At 69.4% G+C, this 19,922-nt stretch carries 24 protein-coding genes and 6 pseudogenes; 14 read left to right on the top strand and 16 right to left on the bottom strand.

Going from position 1 to position 19,922, the window contains the following annotated elements; all coding sequences use genetic code 11:
- Positions 1 to 115 precede the first annotated feature (115 nt).
- Complete coding sequence (locus GR130_RS08435) at positions 116 to 829, bottom strand: cation transporter (protein ID WP_159504122.1); 714 nt, start codon at positions 827 to 829, stop codon at positions 116 to 118.
- A complete protein-coding gene (locus GR130_RS08440) occupies positions 829 to 1,164 on the bottom strand; it encodes an ArsR/SmtB family transcription factor (RefSeq protein ID WP_159504123.1) in 336 nt (111 codons plus the stop codon). Before GR130_RS08440 ends, GR130_RS08435 begins: the two co-directional genes overlap by 1 nt.
- A gap of 176 nt (positions 1,165 to 1,340) precedes the next feature.
- Here GR130_RS08440 and GR130_RS08445 point away from each other — a divergent pair.
- Together GR130_RS08445 and GR130_RS08450 are read left to right on the top strand one after the other, a co-directional pair.
- Positions 1,341 to 2,308 (top strand): annotated as a pseudogene (locus GR130_RS08445) (nucleotide-binding protein).
- A gap of 35 nt (positions 2,309 to 2,343) precedes the next feature.
- Positions 2,344 to 2,733, top strand: coding sequence for an SCO5389 family protein (locus tag GR130_RS08450; RefSeq protein ID WP_159504124.1), 390 nt, complete (start codon positions 2,344 to 2,346; stop codon positions 2,731 to 2,733).
- A gap of 259 nt (positions 2,734 to 2,992) precedes the next feature.
- On the opposite strand, the gene GR130_RS39720 is transcribed toward GR130_RS08450, so the two are convergent.
- On the bottom strand, positions 2,993 to 3,112 hold the full coding sequence (locus GR130_RS39720) for a 50S ribosomal protein L33 (protein ID WP_201304836.1): 120 nt from the start codon (positions 3,110 to 3,112) through the stop codon (positions 2,993 to 2,995).
- Positions 3,113 to 3,321: 209 nt separating this feature from the next.
- Between GR130_RS39720 and GR130_RS08455 the strand changes: the two genes are divergently transcribed.
- The 8 genes from GR130_RS08455 (at position 3,322) to GR130_RS39725 (ending at position 8,500) form a co-directional block, all read left to right on the top strand.
- Complete coding sequence (locus tag GR130_RS08455) at positions 3,322 to 4,227, top strand: metal ABC transporter solute-binding protein, Zn/Mn family (RefSeq protein ID WP_236572946.1); 906 nt, start codon at positions 3,322 to 3,324, stop codon at positions 4,225 to 4,227.
- A gap of 9 nt (positions 4,228 to 4,236) precedes the next feature.
- Positions 4,237 to 5,175 (top strand): metal ABC transporter ATP-binding protein, encoded by a 939-nt coding sequence (locus GR130_RS08460; RefSeq protein WP_159504126.1) that lies wholly within the window; start codon positions 4,237 to 4,239, stop codon positions 5,173 to 5,175.
- The gene (locus GR130_RS08465; RefSeq protein WP_159504127.1) at positions 5,162 to 6,067 is read left to right on the top strand and encodes a metal ABC transporter permease; all 906 of its coding nucleotides are present in this window, start codon (positions 5,162 to 5,164) and stop codon (positions 6,065 to 6,067) included. The genes GR130_RS08460 and GR130_RS08465 overlap by 14 nt, the downstream gene beginning before the upstream one ends.
- Entirely contained in the window at positions 6,064 to 6,927 is an 864-nt protein-coding gene (locus GR130_RS08470; protein ID WP_159504128.1) for a metal ABC transporter permease, read from the top strand. The genes GR130_RS08465 and GR130_RS08470 overlap by 4 nt, the downstream gene beginning before the upstream one ends.
- A 14-nt stretch (positions 6,928 to 6,941) precedes the next feature.
- Positions 6,942 to 7,394 (top strand): Fur family transcriptional regulator, encoded by a 453-nt coding sequence (locus GR130_RS08475; RefSeq protein WP_236572947.1) that lies wholly within the window; start codon positions 6,942 to 6,944, stop codon positions 7,392 to 7,394.
- A gap of 73 nt (positions 7,395 to 7,467) precedes the next feature.
- Positions 7,468 to 7,791, top strand: coding sequence for a hypothetical protein (locus GR130_RS08480; protein ID WP_236572948.1), 324 nt, complete (start codon positions 7,468 to 7,470; stop codon positions 7,789 to 7,791).
- A gap of 140 nt (positions 7,792 to 7,931) precedes the next feature.
- A complete protein-coding gene (locus GR130_RS08485; protein ID WP_159504131.1) occupies positions 7,932 to 8,189 on the top strand; it encodes a hypothetical protein in 258 nt (85 codons plus the stop codon).
- A 152-nt stretch (positions 8,190 to 8,341) separates the two neighbouring features.
- Positions 8,342 to 8,500 carry a hypothetical protein gene (locus GR130_RS39725; RefSeq protein ID WP_201304837.1) on the top strand — a complete coding sequence of 53 codons (159 nt, stop codon included), beginning with the start codon at positions 8,342 to 8,344 and terminating at the stop codon, positions 8,498 to 8,500.
- Positions 8,501 to 8,828: 328 nt separating this feature from the next.
- Here the strand turns inward: GR130_RS39725 and GR130_RS08495 are convergent, their stop codons facing one another.
- From GR130_RS08495 to GR130_RS08515, 5 genes are all read right to left on the bottom strand, one after another.
- Complete coding sequence (locus GR130_RS08495) at positions 8,829 to 9,140, bottom strand: ArsR/SmtB family transcription factor (protein ID WP_159504132.1); 312 nt, start codon at positions 9,138 to 9,140, stop codon at positions 8,829 to 8,831.
- Positions 9,141 to 9,246: 106 nt separating this feature from the next.
- Positions 9,247 to 9,675 (bottom strand): (2Fe-2S) ferredoxin domain-containing protein, encoded by a 429-nt coding sequence (locus GR130_RS08500; RefSeq protein WP_159504133.1) that lies wholly within the window; start codon positions 9,673 to 9,675, stop codon positions 9,247 to 9,249.
- Complete coding sequence (locus GR130_RS08505; protein ID WP_159504134.1) at positions 9,672 to 10,703, bottom strand: WD40 repeat domain-containing protein; 1,032 nt, start codon at positions 10,701 to 10,703, stop codon at positions 9,672 to 9,674. Before GR130_RS08505 ends, GR130_RS08500 begins: the two co-directional genes overlap by 4 nt.
- Entirely contained in the window at positions 10,700 to 11,743 is a 1,044-nt protein-coding gene (locus GR130_RS08510; RefSeq protein ID WP_159504135.1) for a CobW family GTP-binding protein, read from the bottom strand. Before GR130_RS08510 ends, GR130_RS08505 begins: the two co-directional genes overlap by 4 nt.
- 6 nt (positions 11,744 to 11,749) lie before the next feature.
- On the bottom strand, positions 11,750 to 12,019 hold the full coding sequence (locus GR130_RS08515; RefSeq protein WP_159504136.1) for a hypothetical protein: 270 nt from the start codon (positions 12,017 to 12,019) through the stop codon (positions 11,750 to 11,752).
- 507 nt (positions 12,020 to 12,526) lie between these two features.
- Between GR130_RS08515 and GR130_RS08520 the strand changes: the two genes are divergently transcribed.
- Both GR130_RS08520 and GR130_RS41310 read left to right on the top strand, forming a co-directional pair.
- Positions 12,527 to 12,826, top strand: a complete 300-nt coding sequence (locus tag GR130_RS08520) for a hypothetical protein (protein WP_159504137.1) — start codon at positions 12,527 to 12,529, stop codon at positions 12,824 to 12,826.
- A gap of 254 nt (positions 12,827 to 13,080) precedes the next feature.
- A pseudogene (locus GR130_RS41310) lies at positions 13,081 to 13,173 on the top strand (hotdog domain-containing protein); the annotation flags it as partial.
- Positions 13,174 to 13,232: 59 nt separating this feature from the next.
- Here the strand turns inward: GR130_RS41310 and GR130_RS08530 are convergent.
- From GR130_RS08530 to GR130_RS41535, 7 genes and pseudogenes are all read right to left on the bottom strand, one after another.
- Positions 13,233 to 13,550, bottom strand: a pseudogene (locus tag GR130_RS08530) (HoxN/HupN/NixA family nickel/cobalt transporter); the annotation flags it as partial.
- Between the two features lie 163 nt (positions 13,551 to 13,713).
- Positions 13,714 to 14,052: a winged helix-turn-helix domain-containing protein gene (locus GR130_RS08535; protein WP_328707545.1), complete on the bottom strand. Its 339-nt coding sequence runs from the start codon at positions 14,050 to 14,052 to the stop codon at positions 13,714 to 13,716.
- A gap of 699 nt (positions 14,053 to 14,751) precedes the next feature.
- Positions 14,752 to 15,367: pseudogene (locus tag GR130_RS08540) on the bottom strand (aminotransferase class V-fold PLP-dependent enzyme); the annotation flags it as partial.
- 1 nt (position 15,368) lies between these two features.
- Positions 15,369 to 16,688 carry a pyridoxal-phosphate dependent enzyme gene (locus GR130_RS08545; RefSeq protein ID WP_159504139.1) on the bottom strand — a complete coding sequence of 440 codons (1,320 nt, stop codon included), beginning with the start codon at positions 16,686 to 16,688 and terminating at the stop codon, positions 15,369 to 15,371.
- Between the two features lie 68 nt (positions 16,689 to 16,756).
- A pseudogene (locus GR130_RS08550) lies at positions 16,757 to 17,428 on the bottom strand (Y4yA family PLP-dependent enzyme); the annotation flags it as partial.
- 133 nt (positions 17,429 to 17,561) lie between these two features.
- Positions 17,562 to 17,822, bottom strand: a complete 261-nt coding sequence (locus GR130_RS41530; protein ID WP_328707546.1) for a GNAT family N-acetyltransferase — start codon at positions 17,820 to 17,822, stop codon at positions 17,562 to 17,564.
- Positions 17,823 to 17,840: 18 nt separating this feature from the next.
- On the bottom strand, positions 17,841 to 17,999 hold the full coding sequence (locus GR130_RS41535) for a hypothetical protein (RefSeq protein ID WP_328707547.1): 159 nt from the start codon (positions 17,997 to 17,999) through the stop codon (positions 17,841 to 17,843).
- Positions 18,000 to 18,151: 152 nt separating this feature from the next.
- Between GR130_RS41535 and rpmF the strand changes: the two genes are divergently transcribed.
- On the top strand, positions 18,152 to 18,328 hold the full coding sequence (gene rpmF, locus GR130_RS08560) for a 50S ribosomal protein L32 (protein ID WP_069570074.1): 177 nt from the start codon (positions 18,152 to 18,154) through the stop codon (positions 18,326 to 18,328).
- Positions 18,329 to 18,396: 68 nt separating this feature from the next.
- The gene (locus tag GR130_RS08565) at positions 18,397 to 19,590 is read left to right on the top strand and encodes a GTP-binding protein (protein ID WP_159504141.1); all 1,194 of its coding nucleotides are present in this window, start codon (positions 18,397 to 18,399) and stop codon (positions 19,588 to 19,590) included.
- 85 nt (positions 19,591 to 19,675) lie between these two features.
- Here GR130_RS08565 and GR130_RS08570 read toward each other — a convergent pair.
- Positions 19,676 to 19,873: pseudogene (locus GR130_RS08570) on the bottom strand (DUF6445 family protein); the annotation flags it as partial.
- Positions 19,874 to 19,922: the final 49 nt, after the last annotated feature.

Below are 19,922 nucleotides of genomic sequence, written 5' to 3' on the forward strand. Positions count from 1 at the left end.
ATTTCTGCTGTCCGCCGTCACTCCATATCCGCCTTGATTCGCGCCGCGAGTGTATGGCGGCGACGATCTCCCGACGGTCGGCGATGTGTAGATGCGTTGTGTCGGTTTGGCGCGGTCAGGCGCGGCAGGCGCACGGCGTCGTGCATGCGCAAGTGTCCGCTGCCCCTTCGGCGTGCGGGGTGGGGGAGACGGCGAGGGTGGCGCAGCAGCTCTCTCCGCGCCAGGCGGCGCGGCCTTCCTTCACGGCCACCGTGGCGATGGCGAGGGCGGCGACTGGGTCGGCCCAGGACCAGCCGAGGAGGGTGTCGGCGAGTAGGCCGACGAGGAGTACCGCTGACAGGTACGTGCACAGCAGGGTCTGTCGGGAGTCGGCGACAGCCGAGGCCGAGCCGAGTTCGCGCCCGGCGCGGCGTTGGGCGGTGGACAGGACGGGCATGACGATGAGCGAGAGGGCGGCCAGCAGGATCCCGGCCGGCGAGTGGCTGGTCTCGGCTGCGCCGGCCAGCACCCGTATCGCGTCGGCTGCGACGTAGGCGGCCAGGGCGAAGAACGAGAAGGCTATGAGCCGCAGGGCCGTTCGTTCTCGTGCTTGCCGTACGGCCTGGTCTGCGGCGGAGAACTGCCAGGCGATCGCGGCAGCAGAGGAGACCTCGATGACCGAGTCGAGGCCGAAGCCGACCAGCGCGGCGGAGGAGGCGGCCGTGCCGGCCGTGAGGGCCACGGCGGCCTCGACGGCGTTGTAGCTGATCGTCGCTGCGACGAGCAGTCGTATGCGCCGTGTCAGCGTCTCCTGCCGGGCGGGGGCGGAGCCTGCGGGCGCGGCGGCCATCAGCAGCAGTCCTTTTGCTCGGCGTCGGGGCAAGAGCGGTCCGCTTCCACTGCGACGACGGCGGTGCGCAGGTCGTCGAGGGCGTGTCCGATGCGGGGGTCGGCCAGTTCGTAGCGGGTTCGGCGACCGACGGGGATCGCGACGACCAGGCCGCAGTCGCGCAGGCAGGCCAGGTGGTTCGACAGCCGGGTTCGCGAGATGCCCAGAGTGTCGGCCAGGTCGGACGGGTGAGCCGGGGCACCGCGAAGTGCCAGCAGCAGGCGGCAGCGGATCGGGTCGGCGAGGGCGCGGCCGAACCGTGCGAGAACGTCGGCCTCGGAGGAGAGAGTCAGCACCTAGTGAATATACACGGAATCCTGAATTCAGAGAGTTGTGAATCGTGAGTGGGGGCGGCCCTGTCCCTTGTTTGGCGTATCGCAACTCCCGCCAGCGGAGCGGAGCTTGACATGTGGGCGGTTCGCACCCGAGGCTGATGTGGAAACGGTTTTCATAATGGATAAGGCTCAAGCGCATGAAAATTGCCTTCGTGGGCAAAGGCGGCAGCGGTAAGACCACCCTGTCCGCGCTCTTCGCCCGTCGTCTGGCGGCCTCCGGCGGCGCGGTGGTCGCGGTGGACGCCGACATCAACCAGCACCTGGGCGTGGCGCTCGGGTTGAGCGAGGACGAGTCGGCGCGGCTGCCGGCCATGGGGGGCAGGCTCGCCGAGATCAAGGAGTACCTGCGGGGGAGCAATCCGTTGATCTCCTCGGCTGCCGCCATGGTCAAGACAACCCCGGCCGGGCGCGGTTCGCGGTTGCTGCGGGTCGGCGGGGAGGATCTGATCCATGATGGGTTGGCCTGTGACGTCGCCGGGGTGCGGCTGCTGGCGGCCGGTGCGTTCACCGAGGAGGACCTGGGGGGGCCTGCTACCACTCCAAGGTCGGCGCGGTGGAGCTGTATCTGAACCACCTGGTCGACCTGCCCGGTGAGTACGTGGTGGTCGACATGACAGCGGGAGCGGATTCCTTCGCCTCCGGGCTGTTCACACGGTTCGACCTGACGTTCATCGTGGCCGAGCCCACCCGCAAGGGCGTTTCCGTCTACCGCCAGTACCGCGACTACGCGGCCGAATACGGCATTGCCCTCGCCGTCGTCGGCAATAAGGTCACCGGGGCCGACGACGTGGCCTTCCTGAAGGATCAGGTTGGCGACGACTTGCTGGCCTGCCTGGAGTACTCCCCGTACGTACGCGCCCAGGAACAGGGCCGCCACGGCGCGCCGGAGAACTTGGAATCGACCAACCGGGCCGCGCTGGGGCGGCTTCAGGCGGCCGTGGATGCCCGGCCGAAGGACTGGGCCACCTTCCAGGCGCACGCCGTGGCCTTCCACCTGAAGAACGCGGCGGCCTGGGCGAACAACGCCACGGGCGAGGACCTGGCCGCCCAGGTCGACCCGGAATTCGCTCATGGCCCCGATGCCCTGCAGGCCACGGCTCGTTGAGCCTCGCCTGGTCAACCGAACACGATTGGATTCGCATGTCGCTCGACGCATCCCCCGCACTGCTCGCCCAGGCGGAGCGGGGTGAGGTCGACGAAGCCGCCTTCGTCGACACCGTCCGGACCTCGCTGCCGTACGCGTACCAGATGATCTCCGGACTCGCGGAGGAACTGGAGCACGGCTCGGCGCCGTTCGCGGACAACACCACGCCGCCGCCGTCGGAGGCCGAGCGCGGGCAGTTGCTGCGCGCCCTGGCCAGTGATGCCATCCGCGGCAGCCTGGAGCGTCATTTCGGGGTGCGGTTGGCCTTTCAGAACTGCCACCGCGTCGCCGTCTTCCACGCGGACGCGGAGCAGAAGGCGTATGACGCCTTCACCTCTGTGCGCGCCCAGTTGCTCAACCAGTCGCCGCAACTGCGCGACTGCTGAGGACCCTCGGCGAGGCGCAGCAGTTCGGGGGCGGGGCCCTCGCGCAGGGTGCGGCATGCGCAGTCGTTGGCGAGAGGGGGCGCTGCTGATCGGCTGGTGAGGTCGCCGATGGTGCGGTGGACCGACCCGTGCTCGGCGGCGGACAGGTCGTGGTGGGGGTCGGCGGTGCTGGGCACGTCGTGCAGGGCGTCGCCGATTGCCGCACGCCGGGCCCCTCACGCATCCCGCCGACGTCCCCGCCGGGAGACGCGGCTCGGCCTCAGCGCTCCTCCCGGAACGTGACGTGACGGCCGACGACGGGCTCGTACTCGCGCGGGGTGAGCCGGTCGGGGCGTTCGCAGGGGTGGCTGGTAGCGGCAGCGTCGGGGCGATATCGCACGCCAGGTCAAAAGATGGCAACGGTTTTCATTCTTGATTGATGTGAAAATCATTTCTATCTAGCGTGTGGGTGTGTCGCCATGTGGCCGGATCGCACCGCTCTGCGTCCGGCATTGCCCGAAGGAGTCCCGTATGTCCCCCCTGTCTGCCCCCGCCCCACGTTCCGTCCGGCGAGCTGTACGCATCGCGCTCGGTGCCGCTGTGGCAGTCGTGACCGCTGCCACGGCCACGGCCTGCTCGACCTCGTCGCCGAAGACCGCCAACACCGGCGCCGCCGCCACGGGTGGTGGCTCGGGCAAGACGATCCAGGTGGTGGCGGGCGAAAACTTCTGGGGCAGCATCGCCACCCAGCTCGGTGGCAGTCACGTGAAGCTGACCAGCATCATCACCAATCCGGACACCGACCCGCACGACTACGAGCCGACCGCTGCCGACGCCCGCACCGTGGCCGGCGCTCAGTACGCGATCGTCAACGGCATCGGCTACGACGCCTGGGCCGACAAGCTCCTCGCCTCCAACCCGGGTAGCGGGCGCACCGAGCTGAAGGTCGGCGACCTGGTCGGGATCAAGCCAGGCGGTAACCCGCACCGCTGGTACTCCCCGGCCGACGTCCACAAGGTCATCGAGAAGATCTCCGCGGACTACAAGAAGATCGACCCGGCCGACGCCGCCTACTTCGACCAGCAGAAGACGACCTTCGAGACCAAGACGCTCGCCGGCTACAACAAGCTCATATCCGACATCAAGGCGAAGTACGCCGGGACCCCGATCGGCGCTTCCGAGTCGATCGTCACGCCGCTGTCGGACGGCCTGGGGCTGAAGATGCTCACCCCCGAGACGTTCCTGGACGCGATGAGCGAGGGCACCGACCCCACGGCCAAGGACAAGGCCACCATCGACGACCAGATCAAGAACAAGCAGATCAAGGTCTACGTCTACAACTCCCAGAACTCCACCCCGGACGTGCAGGCGCAGGTCAAGGCAGCCAAGGCGCAGGGCATCCCCGTCGCCACCGTGACTGAGACCCTGGCGCCTGCCGGGGCGACCTTCCAGCAGTGGCAGACCACCGAACTGCAGGGCATCGAGCAGGCCCTGGCCAAGGCCACCGGGAAGTGAACTGACGCCATGAACCCGATAGCGAAGGTCCGCGAAGCCGTGGTCCACGGCGGTCACACCGTCCCCGCACCCCGAACCGAAGACCACGACACGGCAGCAGAAGCCGGAAGCGACCCGGTTGTCGCCCTGCGTGACGCCGCCGTGCGCGTCGGAGGCCGCACCCTGTGGGCGGGTGTGGACCTTCGTATCGGGCCCGGCGAGTTCACCGCCGTCCTCGGCCCCAACGGGGTCGGCAAGTCCACCATGATCAAGGTCCTGCTCGGCGCGCTGCCCGCCGCGGGCGGCGAGGTCCGGGTCCTCGGCGCTCGTCCGGGGCAGGCCAACGACCGTATCGGCTACCTGCCGCAGCGCCGCAGCTTCGACGCCTCGATGCGCATCCGCGGCATCGACGTCGTCCGCATGGGCCTGGACGGTGACCGCTGGGGCGTGCCGCTGCCGTTCCCGACGGCCCGTCGCAGGGCTGAGCGTGCACGCGTCGCCGAGGTCGTCGAGTTGGTCGGGGCGTCGGGGTATGCGCACCGGCCGATCGGGCAGTGTTCCGGTGGCGAGCAGCAGCGGCTACTGATCGCGCAGGCGCTGGTCCGCAAGCCCGAACTGCTGCTGCTGGACGAGCCGTTGGACAGTCTGGATCTGCCCAATCAGAGTGCGGTGGCCGCGCTGATCGGCCGGATCTGTCATCAGGAGGGGGTGGCGGTGGTGATGGTCGCCCACGACGTGAACCCGATACTCCACCACCTCGACCGGGTCGTGTACCTGGCCGAGGGCGGCGCGGCCACCGGCACCCCCGGGGAGGTCATCACCTCGGGGACGCTGAGCCGGCTCTACGGGACCCCGGTCGAGGTGCTGCGGGCCTCCGACGGGCGGCTGGTCGTGGTCGGCCAGCCGGAGGCGCCCGCTGTCCACACTGACCGGCACGGGATCCCGGGAGGCGTCCATGCTGCTGGCTGACACCGCCGTACCTGTCTGGTCCTGGAACCTCATCGGCGATTTCCAGCAGATGTGGTCGTTCCCGTTCATGGTCAACGCCTTCCGCGCGGGCGCGGTCGTAGCCGTGGTCTCCGCGCTCGTGGGGTGGTTCGTGGTGCTGCGGCGGCAGACGTTCGCCGCGCACACGGTCTCCGCAGTCGCCTTCCCCGGCGCGGCCGGGGCGGTCCTGCTGGGGGTCAGCGCGGTCTACGGGTACTTCGCCCTGTGCGTGGCCGCAGCCCTGGTCATCGCGGCCCTGCGAGGCAGTGGAGACCACGAGGAATCCGCGCTCACCGGAACCGTCCAAGCTTTCCTCCTGGCCTGCGGCTTCCTCTTCATCGCCCTGTACAAGGGGCTGTTGGAGGGGCCGCAGACCATCCTGTTCGGTACGTTCCTCGGCATCACCTCGACGCAGGTGACCGTGTTGGCGGGTGTGGGCATCGGGGTGCTCGCGGTGCTGGCGCTCATCGGGCGCCCGTTGCTCTTCGCTTCTGTCGACCCGCAGGTCGCCGCCGGGCGCGGGGTTCCCGTGCGCGCGCTCTCCGTCGCCTTCCTCGTCCTCTTGGGTGCGGCCACCGCGGAGGCCAGCCAGATCACGGGGACACTTCTGGTCTTCGCCCTGATGGTGATCCCCGCAGCAACCGCCCAGACCCTCACCGCGCGTCCGGGCCCGAGCCTTGCGCTCGCCGTGCTCCTGGCGCTCGCGGCCACCTGGCTCGGGCTGACCGCCGCTTACTACTCGCCGTACCCGCTGGGCTTCTTCGTGACCTCGTTCGCCTTCGCCGGATACGTCATCGCCCGGGGCGTGCACGCGCTGCACATGATCCGCGGCCGGATCGCAACGCCCCTGCCCGCCAAGGAGGTTGCGGCATGACCGGTCTGCTGGCCGCATCACCGCTCGCCCAGCCCTTCTTCCAGCACGCCCTGCTGGCGGGGACCGCCATCGCCGGGGCCTGCGGGCTCGTCGGCTGCTTCCTCGTCCTGCGCGCCCAGGTCTTCACCGGCGACGCCCTCAGTCACGTCGCCTTCACCGGCGCCATGGCCGCCCTCGCCTTCGGCTACGACCTGCGCCTCGGGCTGTTCGCCGCCACCGTCGCAGTGGCGCTGCTCTTCGGCACCCTCGGCCGCAAAGCGCGGCCCGACGACGTCGTCATAGGAAGCGTCTTCTCCTGGATCCTGGGCCTGGGAGCCTTCTTCGTCACCCTCTACACCACCTCCCGCAGCACCGCCAACGGCACTGCCGGGGTCAGCGTGCTGTTCGGCTCGATCTTCGGCATCTCCGCCGGGCAGGCGACCACGGCGGCACTGGTAGCCGTCGGCGTCTGCCTGCTGGTATTGCTCATCGCCCGCCCGCTGCTGTTCGCCACCCTCGACGAAGCCGTGGCCGCCGCCCGCGGTGTGCCGGTCCGCCTGCTCGGATACGGCTTCCTCGCCCTGGCCGGCGTCAGCGCCGCCGAGGCCACACAAGCGGTCGGCTCCCTGCTGCTGCTCGGCCTGCTGGCCGCCCCCGCCGGCGCCGCGATCCGGCTCACCGACCGCCCCTACCGGGCCCTGGCCCTCTCCGCCGCACTGGCGGTGCTGGAGCTGTGGGCGGGGCTCTTCGCCTCCTACGCGGTCCCCACGATGCCGCCGAGTTTCGCCATCATGGCCGCCGCCACCGCCGTCTACGCCGCCACCTTCCTGATACGACGGCCCGCCACCCGCACCCCCACCCCGGCCCCTGCGGGGGCATGAACGAAAGCACGGTGATGGCAAGCAACCGACCGCACACCGCCGCCCCGGCGCAGGAAGTGGCGCTGATCGGCCGCCTCACCCAGCAACGCGCCATCGTGCTGGAGGCCCTCAAGGCGGTGGAAGGCTTCGTCGGCGCCCAGGCCCTGCACAACCGGCTGACCGACGACGGAACGCCGGTCGGCCTGACCACGGTCTACCGCACCCTGACCGCCTTCGCCGAAGCCGGCCGTGCCGACGTCGTCCGCGACAGCAACGGCGAACGCCTCTTCCGCTACCGTCCCGGCCCCGACCACCGCCACTATCTGATCTGCACCGCATGCGGCCTCAGCCTCCCGGTCGACTCGGAACCCGTCGAAACCTGGGCCGAGAAGATCGCCCGCACCTCCGGCTTCGCGAACGTACGGCACACCGTCGAACTCGCCGGCCTCTGCCCGGACTGCAACCAGGAGCAGACGCGCATGCGATGACGACACGGGCGCGGGCGGACCCGGCGTCCACCCGCCGGCACGCTGCTCCCCGCTTTCTCCCACCGACCCCACTGTGCTGGCGACTGTCCATGCCCGCTGTGGCCTCGACGCGGAACCTCACATACAGGCCCGGCTCTCCCAGGCCCTCCAAGCCCAGGGCGTGGGAACCGGCGAGCTCCTCGTCCTGGCTGCAGAGCCGGACGCCGTCCATCTGGAGGCGCATTTCACGACCTCAGACCCCATCACGGCGCCACTGGGCCAACTGATCACCGACGTCTGGCTGAATCCCGCCATCCACGAACTCCACTGGCACCTGGACACCGTCGCCCCTGCAAGGCCCACGTCACGACAGCTCGTGCCGCCCACGACACCTGCGCGGATCGCAAACCGGCTGTGACGACAGCCAACTGCCCACCTACCACGCCCCGTTAACCGGCCAGCTTGCAAGGTGCCCGCATGAAAATCCGGTTTCGCCCGCTTACCCGGCGCACGACGGCCTCCGTGCGTCCCGTACCGACGCACTGCACGCTCCAGGCCGTGTGCGACCGCCGCGTCGAGAAGAAGGTACGCGCCCTGTGCTTCCACGCGTTCGCGGACACCGACACGCGCCTGCACAGCGTGCACACCATCAATCAGGACGGCAGCGTCGATGTTCTCCTGCAGATGACACTCACCCCGGAAAGCCCCGCAGTCGCTGCCCTGGAACGGCTGGTCGTCCACCTGACACGCGAACCTCAGGTGCGTGATCTGCGCTGGCACCTGAACCCCGACAACACCCCTCCGAGCACTGCCTGACCGCCCGCCCCGGAACGAGCAAAGGCCCACGAGCATCGGCAACCTGCCTGCGTGAGAACGGACTTCGCCCTGGCTCCTCACGCCCGACACCTTCCGAACGAGACGAGAGTGTCATGGCCGTCCACACCTGAAGCGACTTCACCCTCAGCGGCGTGCACCACGTGCAAGTCGCCATACCGCCGGGCGGCGAGGGCCCGAGCCGCGTGTTCTGGCGAGATCTGCTGGGGATGACCGAACTGGACAAACCCCTGGACACGGAGAGCCTGGCGGATGCTGGTTCCGCGGCGGCCTGGAAGCCCACCTGGTGGTAGGGACCGACTTCCACCCGTTCCGCAGAGCCCGCCCGGCGATCCTGGTGCACCGCCTCGGCAACCTCGCCCACCACATGGAAGACCACGGGCCCCAGTCACCTGGAGGAGGGCTACCCCGGCTTCGACCGCTTCTGCACGTTCGACAAGGACGGAAGGCGGTAAGCGGTGGGCCGTAAGAACTGGGCTGGCGGATCGTAAGAAGATGCCCTGGTGTGCGGTGCCCTGGCCGCCGGTGGTACCGGGCGCCGCCGGATCGGCGTGACGCCGGTGACCTGTCTCGGCACCGAGCTTCCCCAGTTGCCTGTGTGCCGTGTGCCCGTGGCGGCTTCTACCCTCGACTGTCCCGGACCCCGAGTGCGCGGTGTTCGATGTGGCGAACCGCCTCATCGAGGAGTCGGGCGACGTGGCTGTCGTAGAGGCGGTAGACCATGCGACGCCCCGCCCGCTCGCCGGCCACCAGGCCGAGGATGCGCAGTAGGCGGAGCTGGTGGGAGACGGCGGACTGTTCCATGCCGATGGCGGCGGCGAGTTCGGTGACGGAGCGTGGCTCCTGCCGGAGTGTCGTGAGGATCTGCAGGCGGGAAGGGGCGGCGAGAGCCTGGAGGGTGCCGGCGACCGTTGTGACCGTGGCTGCGTCCATGGGGGGCGCCGCACTCGCCCCCGGTGGGGTCGGTTCCCGTACGGCCGAGGCGGTAGGCGCCGGGCACTCGGGCCATGGGCATCGGGAGAACCGATCGGCCGCAGCCTCACCGCCGTGCACGGCCCCGCCCGCCTGTCCGCCTGCGTACTTCGCCCGGCGGGCGGATGAACTGCAGCTCCAACGTGGGCGGCGGCTGGGCGATCCCCGGACCGCCGTCGGCGGCCCACCGCAGGATGTCGTCGGTGGCGGCATCGCCCATGGCCCAGCCGATCCACGCTGCGCGCCCGCCGCGGCGCCGCCCCTCGCCGGAGGGCAGGACCACGATGACGTTGGCCTGGTCGCAGGGGCCCAGGCAGTCCGTCGTACGGACCGTGAACCGGCCGTCGGAGTCGGTGGCCGCCGCTTGCAGCCGGTCCAGTTGCCACTCGTGGTCGGTGCCGGGGTGCTTGCGCGGGTTGCCGCAGCAGCATCCCCGGCACACCACCAGTGTGACCGGGCGGGCGTGGGCTGCGCCGATCACCCCATGCGTGGTCACAGGGCGGTCCGGGAGGGCAGGCGGTGGGCGCGGACGCGGCCGTCGCGGTAGGCGGCGACGAGCAGATGCGGTCCGGCCCAGGCCAGGGCGGCGACCGCCGCGTCGCCGTCGAGGGTGCGCTCCGGGCGCAGTCGTGCTTCCGGTCGTCCTGTGGTGGCCCGCCACAGGGCGATCGTGCCGTCGTCGCCTCCGGTGGCGAGGTGACCGTCGGGACCGGGGCGCCAGGCCAGGGCCGTGACGGTCTCGTGGCAGCGCAGCGAGCGTGGTGCGGTGCCGGCCGGGCCCTTGCCGCGGAAGTCCCACACGGTGACGTCGGGGGCGCCGTCGGCAGCGAGCCAGCAGCCCGTCTCGTCGAAGGCGAGGCGCGAGACCTTCTCCGGGTAGCCGGACATGGTCAGTTCGCTGCCGTCCCGCGTGCGCCAGATGTGGATGGAGGCGTCCTGGTTGCCGCTGCAGATCCACCGGTCGGTGGGGGCGACGGCCAGTGCCAGGTGCGAGCCGATGTAGGGGTAGGTCCGCACCGGGGCGGCTTGGTGGCGCTCGTGGCAGCGAACCGCGCCGTAGGCGGCGACCGCCAGGCGTCGGCCGCCCCGCATCCAGGCCAGGTCCGTCACGGTACTGGCGGCCAGCTCCGTGGCCCACAACTCCTGCCCGCCGGCGTCCAGTACGAGGGCGCGGCGGCCGGCGGCGACGGCGAAGCGTTCGGCATCCGCCCACCGGGCGGCCGACGACCAGGCGCCGCCTTCCCTGATGGTGGTGCTGCCGTCTTCCCGCCGCCATAACGCGTATCCGGTCGGGCCGGTGGCCACTAGGTGCCGGGCGTCGGGAGACAGGGCCGCATGCAGTGAGCCGCCGGGGAGTTCGACGCTGCCGATGGCGGCGCCGGTGGCGGTGTCCAGGATGACGGTGGTGCCCTCGGCCCCGGCGACCGCGACGAGATCGTGTGCGGTGCCGAGTGCCACGGGGGCGTCGTCGAGGGTGAGGTCCCAGGCGATGCCCAGGTCGGTGTCGGGTGAGGCGATACTCATACGGCGGCTCCGGCGGTGGACAGGCAGCCGGCGAAGTCGCGTTCCAGTTCGGCCCGGTCCAGGTTGCGGCCGATGAACACCAGCCGGTTGCCGCGCAGCTCCCCGTTGTTCCAGTCGCGGCCGAACTCGCCGACCAGCAGCATGTGCACCCCCTGGAACACGTACTGCTTGGGGGCTCCGGCGATGGCCAGGATGCCTTTGGAGCGGAAGATGTCGACGCCCTTGGTGCGCAGCAGGGTGCCGAGCCACTGGTTGAGCCGGTCCTCGTCGAGTTCGCCGGGCAGGTCGATGCCGACGGAGGTGACGGTGGTGTCGTGCTGGTGCTCGGTCTCGGTGAGGAAGGACGGGTCGTCCCTGAGCACGCGGTCGAGGTCGAACGCGCCCACGTCCAGGACCTGTTGCAGGTCGATCCCGGCGTGCCGGGCGGGGATGATCTGGACTCCGCAGTTGATCGCGCGGATGCGCAAGGCGACCTCTGCGACGGTGGCCTCGTCGGCCAGGTCGGTCTTGTTGAGCACGATGCGGTCGGCGAAGGCGATCTGTTCGACGGCCTCGTTCTCCACGCCTTCGGGCTTCTCCTCGTCCAGGTGCTGCAGGACGTGGGCGGCGTCGACGAGGGTGACGATGGCGTCCAGGCGCAGCTGGGCGGCGATCTCGTCGTCCATGAAGAAGGTCTGTGCGACAGGTGCGGGGTCGGCGAGGCCGGTCGTCTCGATCAGGATGTGGTCGAACTTCTCCCGGCGCCGCATCAACGCGCCCAGGATGCGGATGAGATCACCGCGCACGGTGCAGCAGATGCAGCCGTTGTTCATCTCGAAGATCTCTTCTTCGGCGTCCAGGACGAGGGCGTCGTCGATGCCGACCTCGCCGAACTCGTTCTCGATCACGGCGATCCGCAGGCCGTGCTGCTCGGTGAGGATGCGGTTGAGCAGGGTGGTCTTGCCCGAGCCGAGGAACCCGGTCAGCACGGTCACGGGGACGCGTTCGTCCACGGCAGGCGCCTCTGCGGCATCCGGTGTCCGATCGGTGGTGTCGGTCATGGCGGGTCAGGCTCCTTCGGGTGCGGTGGCGAGCAGGCGGCGCAGGTCGTCCTCGGTGACCTGGTCGGCGGGGCGGTGCAGCGTCCAGCGGCGGGCGGGGCCGTCCCTCGGGAGGACGGCGATGACCGTCTCCAGCGGCGGGCAGCCGGGTTCGGTGCAGGCAAGTTGGCGGATCACCACGGCGCTGTCCTCGTCGAGGCCGAGCAGACGCCGCACGGCGTCTTTCAGTTCGGGGAACTGCGGCGGTCGCGCAGAGCACTGGCCGGGCAAAGGCATGGGATCTCCTCCACGGACGTCGTGAGCACCGAGCCGAATGCAGGGGAGAACGCGCCCGGTGTCACGGCGAGTTGATGCCTCCCTGCTGATCGTGGCGGTTCCTCGCTTCCGTGAGTCCGGCTGGCGAAGGCACAGAAAGGCAGTGCGGTCACATGCCGACGAGTCGGTGCTCTGCTCCCACGGCTCGGCAGCGGTTCCAGCGTCACGGTAGATGAAAATGAATTCCATGTCCATGTGCAGGGTGGGTTGGGATCCGCACCGTCGTGTAGTCCTCGGGCGCATGCGACTCAACCCGAGCCCACCGGGTCCGACCGCTCACCCGTCAAAGCGAGCTGGAGCGACGCCAACGCAGCACAGCCCTGCCGGTGCCCGGGGGCTTTGGGGGCGTGACGTGATTCCAGCCAACCTCTGCCGACTTTTGTGAATGCCAAGCCTCGTTAACATTGAAGGTGCAGGCTCTCCCGTCGGAAGAGATCCACTCATGCGGGGGAGAGGGCAGGTTTTGCCATGCTGACCAGTACGCACACTTCTCACGCGAACCACACGCACCAGCACGGGGCGGGATGCGGGCACGTCGCCGTCCCGCACGGCGACCATGTCGACTTCGTGCACGACGGGCACGTGCACCGGATCCACGACGACCACGCCGACGAGTGCGAGCCGATGGGCCACACGGTCCACCAGTCCCACGACCACCAGCACCAGCCGGGATGCGGGCACGTCGCCATACCGCACGGCGATCATGTGGATTACGTCCACGACGGGCACCGCCACGCCCTGCACGACGGGCACTGGGACGACCACTGATCCCGTGCCGCTTCGCCCGGTCGCGCCGCTTGGCCAGATGACTGGTCCGACTTGGGACAGCTGCTGTTACATCGACCGCCCATGCAGCGTTCACGCATGATGGGTGCGGTTCCTCCGGGGCGCCCGGAGGAACCGCACCGCTGCCGCTACACGACTTGCTGGAGTGGGCACGGGCCAGGCTGAGCCCGCCTGCGGCTCGTCCGGGAACGCCGACGAGCAGGCGGGAGTGGTCTATTTGACACACCCTCAACCGGATCGCTTTCCGCACCCCGGTCCGCGCCGGCGACCTGCTGGCCGTCCAGACCCGGCTCGGCCGTGCGGGGCAGACCTCGCTGGACGTCGAGGTCCGCGTCACGGCAGCCTCGTTCCGCTGCCGGAGAGGGCCTGCTGAACGGCCGGGCCGCGGAATCAGGTCGAACAGGTTCATGCCCGCGGCGAAGAGCAGCGCCAGGCACAGGACGGCGTACCAGGGGAGTCCGGCTGCTGCTCCTGAGCCGGCCATCACCATCAAAGTGACCTCGGTGGCGGTGTCGAAGCCGATGCCGAAGAGCAGGCCGACGGGGTACATCTGGCCGGGGCGGGTGAGGGACTTGGTCAGCCGGCCCAGGATGCGATGCATCAGGCCGCGGGAATCCAGGTGCTTTTCCAGTTCGTGCTCATCGAACTGGCCAGCGCGCATTGCCTTGAAGGCGCGGTAGATCCCTGCCGTCGAGAGCAGGTTGAGGTCCGGGTTTCCGGCGCGGTCCGAGCCGACAAGGACGGCAGGATCGCCCGACACGGCTGCCACGCCCCTGAGGCCGCAGCCCTTCTCGAAGCCCTCTCCACAAGTGATTTCGGCATCGTCGCCCGTGTGACGGCACCAGCCCTCCGGCCTTGGTGTGGACCGCTCATGCTGGGGCGTCGGTCGGGGCGTAGGTGTAGCCGACCTGGTGGACGGTCACGATGACGACCCGGTGTTCCGGGCCGAGCTTGCGCCGGAGTCTGGCGATGTGGACGTCGACCGTGCGGGCGTTGCCGATGGCTGGTTGTCCCCATACTTCGTTGGTGAGCTGTGCGCGGCTGTGGACGCGTCGCGGGTGTGCGACGAGGTGGGCGAGTAGTTCGAACTCCAGGTAAGTCAGCGCGAGGAACCGTCCGTCGACAGATGCCGTGCGCTGTTCCCGGTTGATGACGATGCCCTGCGCCGGCGGTGCGGGGCTCGGCCCGGGGTCTGGAACGAACGGCACGGTCCCCTCCTCGGCCCTGGGGTCTCGTCGGTTGTGTCGGTCTCGAACAGGCTGTTGGTACAGGCAGTTTCGGTGGATCGTGTACCGCGCTCGGGGATAGCGGACCAGCATGGCTCTCCTATCGGTCGATGAGGGTCACCAGTTGGCGACGCGTCCAGTAGCAGAGGTGACGGGCGGCGGCGTGCGCTCTCCAGGGCGCGCCGCTGGGAGGCTGTTGCGAGCCACAGAGGTGCAACCAGCACCGGCGGTGACGGGCGGGTGCGATTCGTGGCGGGTCATGGCACGAGCCTATCGTAATTGATTTTCATTTTCATATGGTTCCACCGTGCCGCCCCCTCGGTGGAGCGGCCGATGTGTCACGGAGCATCGCTCGCGCACGCGCAGGAGGCCAGTACTGAGACCAGGTTCCTGGAGGCCAGTTGGCAGCTGTCATCTCTCCGATCGTGAGAGATGCGCATCGAACGGAAGTCCCGATGCGGTGGTCGCGGGGTGCTTGAGTCCTCCTCGCGGATGGAACTTCGTGTGTGCCCCGAGACCAGACCACACGAGCGCATCAGAGCCGCCTGCCATGGCCGCCGTCACTCGGGGTGCAAGATCGGTCCGCGCACGGGGATCGAGCTTGTGAAGTGCTGATCGTCGAGATCGCGAGAGCCGTCGCTGACCGCCGGTTTCGCTCGCTGATCTTGCCCACGCTCCCACGGCCGCAAGGGCGACCGTCCAGCGCTCGATATGGTCCACGCCCGCCGCATCCAGCCAGTCCAGAGCCGCCCCCAGCGCGGCGATGTCGACCGTGTTCGGGGTACCGTTCCAGCTGCCGGACCGGAACGCGGGACGTCGCGCCTCGCGCCCAGATCGCGCCCGTGGCGGGCCAGGCCATCGCCTTGTGTCCGGAGAACACCACGAAAACCAAGTCGAGTTCGGCCTTGGAGTACGGCAGATGGCCGATGCTCTGAGCGGCATGCAACGGGCGCCGCCAGCCAATCACGGGCGACCGTGCGCAGCCCTTCGGTGGTTCCGCTGGTGCAGTGGACGGCCGACTGGTCGGGCGCCGGGTCCCCGAGGAACTCCTTGGTCCGCTCGCGGGTGCGCTCCACCATCGCCGTCGTGGCGTTGGCCCAGGGGTACGCGCCCCGGCCCGCGTTGGCGTTGCAGGTGGTCAGGTAGGTCTGTACGGCGTCCGGAACGGCCTGCGACTTCTGCGCCGTGGCGGCGGGTCCAGATAGACGAGTTCCGGATGCGCCACGACGATCGGGAACTGCTCGTGCAGGGACCGCTGCCACGACCTCAGGTCATCCAGGGGAGGAGGGCATCGCATGTCAGTCACGCACCAGCGGGGCGCCCGCGTCGCGCCAGGCGATGATGCCGCCCGCCAGGCTGCGCACGTCGGGATGTCCCATGCGGGTCAGCAGGGCAGCGTACAGGGCGGACTTCTCCCCGACCGGACATGCCAGCAGCACCGGTTGCCGCTTGCTGAACGGCAGCCCACCCCGTAGGAGTTCGTCGAACAGCTCGTCCACGATGTTGACCGACCCCGCGATGTGCAGTGCGGCGTACGCGAAGGGGCTGCGCAGGTCGATGACCAGAGGCCGTTGCACCGCGATCCACTTCTGCGCGTCGGCGGTGTCGATGACCGTGGCCGCCCGTATCTCGGAGTCGGTGAGCGTGGCCACGGAGTTCTTCACCGGTGGGAGGCCCAGTAGCTCGGGTCGCCGTTGCCGGACATAGCCGAGATAGCTCTCCACCCGGTCGCAGACGATGAACACGGCGGTCCTGCGTTCCGTCAGCTCGGCGTCGAGCGGGCGTAGATGGCGTAGCGCGCCGAAGTACGCCGCGCCGCCCGTGGGACCGGCGAGAATTCCGCAGCGGCGGACCAGGGTCAGCATCCCGTCGATCGCCTCGTCGGAGCTCACCGGCTCGATCGTGTCGTACGTGGCCGGATCGAAGAGGCCGACCTCGTGCACCTCGTCGACATTGCGGATTCCGGGGACGAAGTCCGACTTCTGTGCGACCAGACCGACGACCCGCACCGCCGGATCGTACTCGCGCAGCACCCTGGCCACCCCGGTGGACGAACCGGCGGTGCCCACACAGGCGACGAACCAGTCCGGGGCCCGGCCGTCGAGGTCCGCCACGATCTCCGGGCCGGTGCCGGCCGCATGCGCCTCCGTGTTGAGCGCGTTGAAGTACTGATCGGTGTGGAAATGGGTGGCGCCGGGCCGTGTCAACTCCTGGTGGAAGCGGGTCAGCGGGTCCTCGGTGTCGGTCGGGTCCAGGCATTCGGTCTGCCCGGGCAGCTCCTCGATCTCGGCGCCCAGCAGCAGGAGAAGGTCCTTGATCTCCGGTACCCGCATCCGGTTGGTGACGCTCTTGAACGTGAGCCCGTGCAGGCCCGCGATGACCGCCAGCGCTTTGGCGGTGTTGCCGCTGGACAGCTCGACGATCGTCTCACCGCGCTCCCGGGCACCGGGGAGCCCGGCCCGCACCATGTTCCAGGCGGCCCGGTCCTTGACCGACCCGAAGGGGTTGAGCAACTCCAGCTTCGCGTAGAGGTCGATGTTCCGCAGACCGTGCACGGCCGGGTCGAGCCGGACCAGCGGCGTGTTGCCGATCGCCTCGGTGATGCTGTTGTACCTCATGCGTCATGCCCCCCATGGCAGTTGACCGGCCAGTACTGCTCGTCCAGGCACCAGTGCCAGGAGCCCGCGGCTCGGAGGCAGCCTTCGAGCGCGACGGCCTTCTCGTCGAGGCTCGTGGTGTCGAGGTGGTAGGCGACCCCGGTCGGCTCGATGGTGTCCTGGTGGCGCTCGACCGTGTCCGGCAGCCGGTTCAGGGAGCGCACGGAGGAACCGAAGCGGCTGGGCCGGGAGAGCACCCTGACCCCGGACGCCTCGAACTCCGGCAACCGCAGCAGGACCTGGACGCAGGGCAGGCCGTGCTCGCGCACCAGGGCGGAGAGGTACTCCAGCTCCCCTTGCCAGTCGACGCTGACCAAGGCGCCGGTGCGCGCGGCCTGCCAGCGGAACTCCGGGTCCTTGGGGCCGGTCGCCACGACCCGGTCCGGGGTGAAGCCGGCGCTGAGGGCGTGCTGCAGCTCTCCCAGCGAGGCCACGTCCATGCCGGCGTCCGTGGCGGCGAGCCGTCGTGGCAGTGCGCTGGAACGGTTCGCCTTGTGCGCGAAGAACACCTGGCCGGCGAGGTGGTGGCGACGCAGGGAGGAGCGGAAGCGCTCGACGTTCTGAGCGATCCGGTCGGGCAGCACGACATTGAGCGGTGAGCCGGGCGCATCGACCAGCCTGTGCAGGAACACGGGCGACTCCAACAGCGACGCCAGCGGTGGTTCGAGGACTGGTTCCAGGTACAAGGGCGCACCATGCATCCAGGCGTTCCTCCCCGGTGAGGTGAAACCACTGCTGCCGTCCAACCTCAACTTCTTCCCCCTCGTGTGCCGTTTACTCCCGGATATCGAGCGGGCATGGGCGGCCGACGGCCGCATCAGAGGGCGAGAGCCATCAGGATGTCGTCGCAGTCGTCCCCGGGTGCCCCCGCAACGCACCGGGCCAGCGGCCGACCTCCCGCCATCCCAGTCGGTGGTAGAAGCCCTCCAGTCCCAGGCACGCCCGCGCCGCGAGGTGGAGCTGCTGCAGTCCCATCTCGTCCCTCGCCAGTTCGCGGACGTGGCGCATCAGCGCGGTCCCGATGCCCCGGCCGCGGAAACGCGGATGTGTCTGGAGGTGGTTGACCTCGCCCCAGTGCGCGATCAGGGGATGCATGTCACGGCGTACGAGCAGCTACCCCGCGAGGTCGTCCCCGACGGTGGCGAGCGGTAGCCGGCTGCGCAGCGGATCGGGTTCGGCGATCAGTCGGCCTGTCTCCGGGGCGACCTGCCCGGCATCGGCCGGGGGGAGGGGAAAACCGAGCGGCACGACCGGACCGCCGGCGTTGGTCACTGTCGCCCAGCACTCAATCAGCTCTCGTCTGCTTTCGGGGGCATCTCCGGTGGCTGGGTGATCTGCGCGGAGTTTTTGCATACGACATTCGTTTTCATGTACCTTCGGGCGTCCGCCTCGTCTTTCCGATCCGTCTCTCGGAGGTTTCCGCAGTGGCTGTGCCCAAGCGCAAGATGTCCCGCAGTAACACCCGCCACCGCCGCGCGCAGTGGAAGGCGAGCACTCCGGAGCTCGCCCCGATCCACGTCGACGGTGTCGAGTACCAGGTGCCCCGGCGCCTCGTGCGCGCCTACGAACGCGGGTTGCTGCCGCTGCCTGGGAAGAGCTGACGGCCCGTCCGCCGCCACCGCACCCACACCCGTACCCCGCTCCGTACGAGAACTGAGGAAGCCGTCCCGTGTCAGCCCCCGCCGCTCCGTCCCACCGCCGTCTGCCCGTCACCGTGCTGTCCGGATTCCTCGGCGCGGGCAAGACCACGCTGCTCAATCACGTCCTGAACAACCGCGCGGGGCTGCGCGTCGCGGTGATCGTGAACGACATGAGCGAGGTCAACATCGATGCGGAGCTGGTGCGGGACGGGGGAGCGGCGCTGTCCCGTACCGAGGAGCGGCTGGTGGAGATGACCAACGGCTGCATCTGCTGCACGCTGCGGGACGACCTGCTGGAAGAGGTGGAGCGGCTCGCCCACGCAGGCCGTTTCGACTACCTGCTCATCGAGTCCAGCGGGATTTCCGAGCCCATGCCGGTGGCCGCCACATTCTCCTTCGCACGCGACGACGGCGCGATGCTCGCGGACGTCGCAGCCCTGGACACCATGGTCACCGTCGTCGACGCCTCCAACTTCCTGCCCGAGCTGGTGCGTGGAGACGAACTGACGGAGCGGGGCCTCGACCAGTACGAGGACGACGAGCGCACCGTCAGCGATCTGCTGATGGACCAGGTCGAGTTCGCCGACGTCATCGTGCTCAACAAGCTCGACCTGGTCACCGACGCGGAAGCCGACCGACTGCGAGCCACTCTGGCCCGGCTGAATCCCTCCGCCCAGATCGTGCCCGTCAGCCACGGGCGGATCGACCCGGTCCGCGTTCTCGGCACCGGGCGTTTCGACGTGGAGAAGGCTCAGCAGGCCCCGGGCTGGGTCGCCGAACTCAACGGTGACCACGTCCCGGAGACCGAGGAGTACGGAATCTCCAGCCTCGTCTTCCGCGCCGAACGCCCCTTCCACCCCGAGCAGTTGTGGCGCTTCGTCGCCGAGGAGCTGGACGGTGGAGCGTACGGCGACATCCTGCGTTCCAAGGGCTTCTTCCGGCTCGCCACCCGCCCCGCTGTCACCGGGCTGTGGTCCCAGGCCGGCGTCGTCGCACGCTTCGAGCCGGCCGGTGTCCGCAGCGGGGAGCAGCAGGCGCAGGAGCTGGTATTCATCGGCACCCGCCTGCGCAAGGAGGCTCTGGCCGAACGGCTTACCGCCTGCCTCCTCAAGGACGGCGAGTCCGTGACCGGGCTGTGCGACCCGTTCCCGTCCTGGGAGACGTACGGCATCGACGACGCCTGTGAGCACGAGCACGCGTCCGAGTACATCCACGCGGACTGAAGTGAACGCAGCGGACTAAAACGAACGCGATCGCCGGAACCCTGGAGCATGCCGGGCCGGGCGTGTCCTGCTGCCCAGATCGGTGTCAGGCCATCCTGAAGAAGACCGCGGTCATCCGCTTGTCCTTCACGGTGCTGCCCCAGTAGCCGGTGGCGCTGTGCATCAGGTTTGCGATGCAGAGGAGCAGCCGGATGTAGCGGTGCGGCACGCGCACGTCCTCGGTGAACGAGTCGGGCGGGACCAAGCGTGTACCGAGCACGTCGACGAGGTTGTTGTGCGGCGCCGGTGCGCAGCACCAAGCGCCGGAGCCCTGGCGGATCACTCCTCGGGGG

Origin of the sequence: Streptomyces sp. GS7 (assembly GCF_009834125.1) — a bacterium.
Classification (GTDB): domain Bacteria; phylum Actinomycetota; class Actinomycetes; order Streptomycetales; family Streptomycetaceae; genus Streptomyces.

Bases quoted from the DNA above. Each gene is read 5' to 3' on its own strand.
- GR130_RS08510 (WP_159504135.1), bottom strand. From the start codon at position 11,743: ATGACCGACACCACCGATCGGACACCGGATGCCGCAGAGGCGCCTGCC.
- GR130_RS08465 (WP_159504127.1), top strand. From the start codon at position 5,162: ATGCTGCTGGCTGACACCGCCGTACCTGTCTGGTCCTGGAACCTCATC.
- GR130_RS08520 (WP_159504137.1), top strand. From the start codon at position 12,527: ATGCTGACCAGTACGCACACTTCTCACGCGAACCACACGCACCAGCAC.
- GR130_RS08495 (WP_159504132.1), bottom strand. From the start codon at position 9,140: ATGGACGCAGCCACGGTCACAACGGTCGCCGGCACCCTCCAGGCTCTC.
- GR130_RS08470 (WP_159504128.1), top strand. From the start codon at position 6,064: ATGACCGGTCTGCTGGCCGCATCACCGCTCGCCCAGCCCTTCTTCCAG.
- GR130_RS08450 (WP_159504124.1), top strand. From the start codon at position 2,344: ATGTCGCTCGACGCATCCCCCGCACTGCTCGCCCAGGCGGAGCGGGGT.
- GR130_RS08475 (WP_236572947.1), top strand. From the start codon at position 6,942: ATGGCAAGCAACCGACCGCACACCGCCGCCCCGGCGCAGGAAGTGGCG.
- GR130_RS08435 (WP_159504122.1), bottom strand. From the start codon at position 829: ATGGCCGCCGCGCCCGCAGGCTCCGCCCCCGCCCGGCAGGAGACGCTG.
- GR130_RS41530 (WP_328707546.1), bottom strand. From the start codon at position 17,822: ATGCATCCCCTGATCGCGCACTGGGGCGAGGTCAACCACCTCCAGACA.
- GR130_RS08460 (WP_159504126.1), top strand. From the start codon at position 4,237: ATGAACCCGATAGCGAAGGTCCGCGAAGCCGTGGTCCACGGCGGTCAC.
- GR130_RS08545 (WP_159504139.1), bottom strand. From the start codon at position 16,688: ATGAGGTACAACAGCATCACCGAGGCGATCGGCAACACGCCGCTGGTC.
- GR130_RS08505 (WP_159504134.1), bottom strand. From the start codon at position 10,703: ATGAGTATCGCCTCACCCGACACCGACCTGGGCATCGCCTGGGACCTC.
- GR130_RS08515 (WP_159504136.1), bottom strand. From the start codon at position 12,019: ATGCCTTTGCCCGGCCAGTGCTCTGCGCGACCGCCGCAGTTCCCCGAA.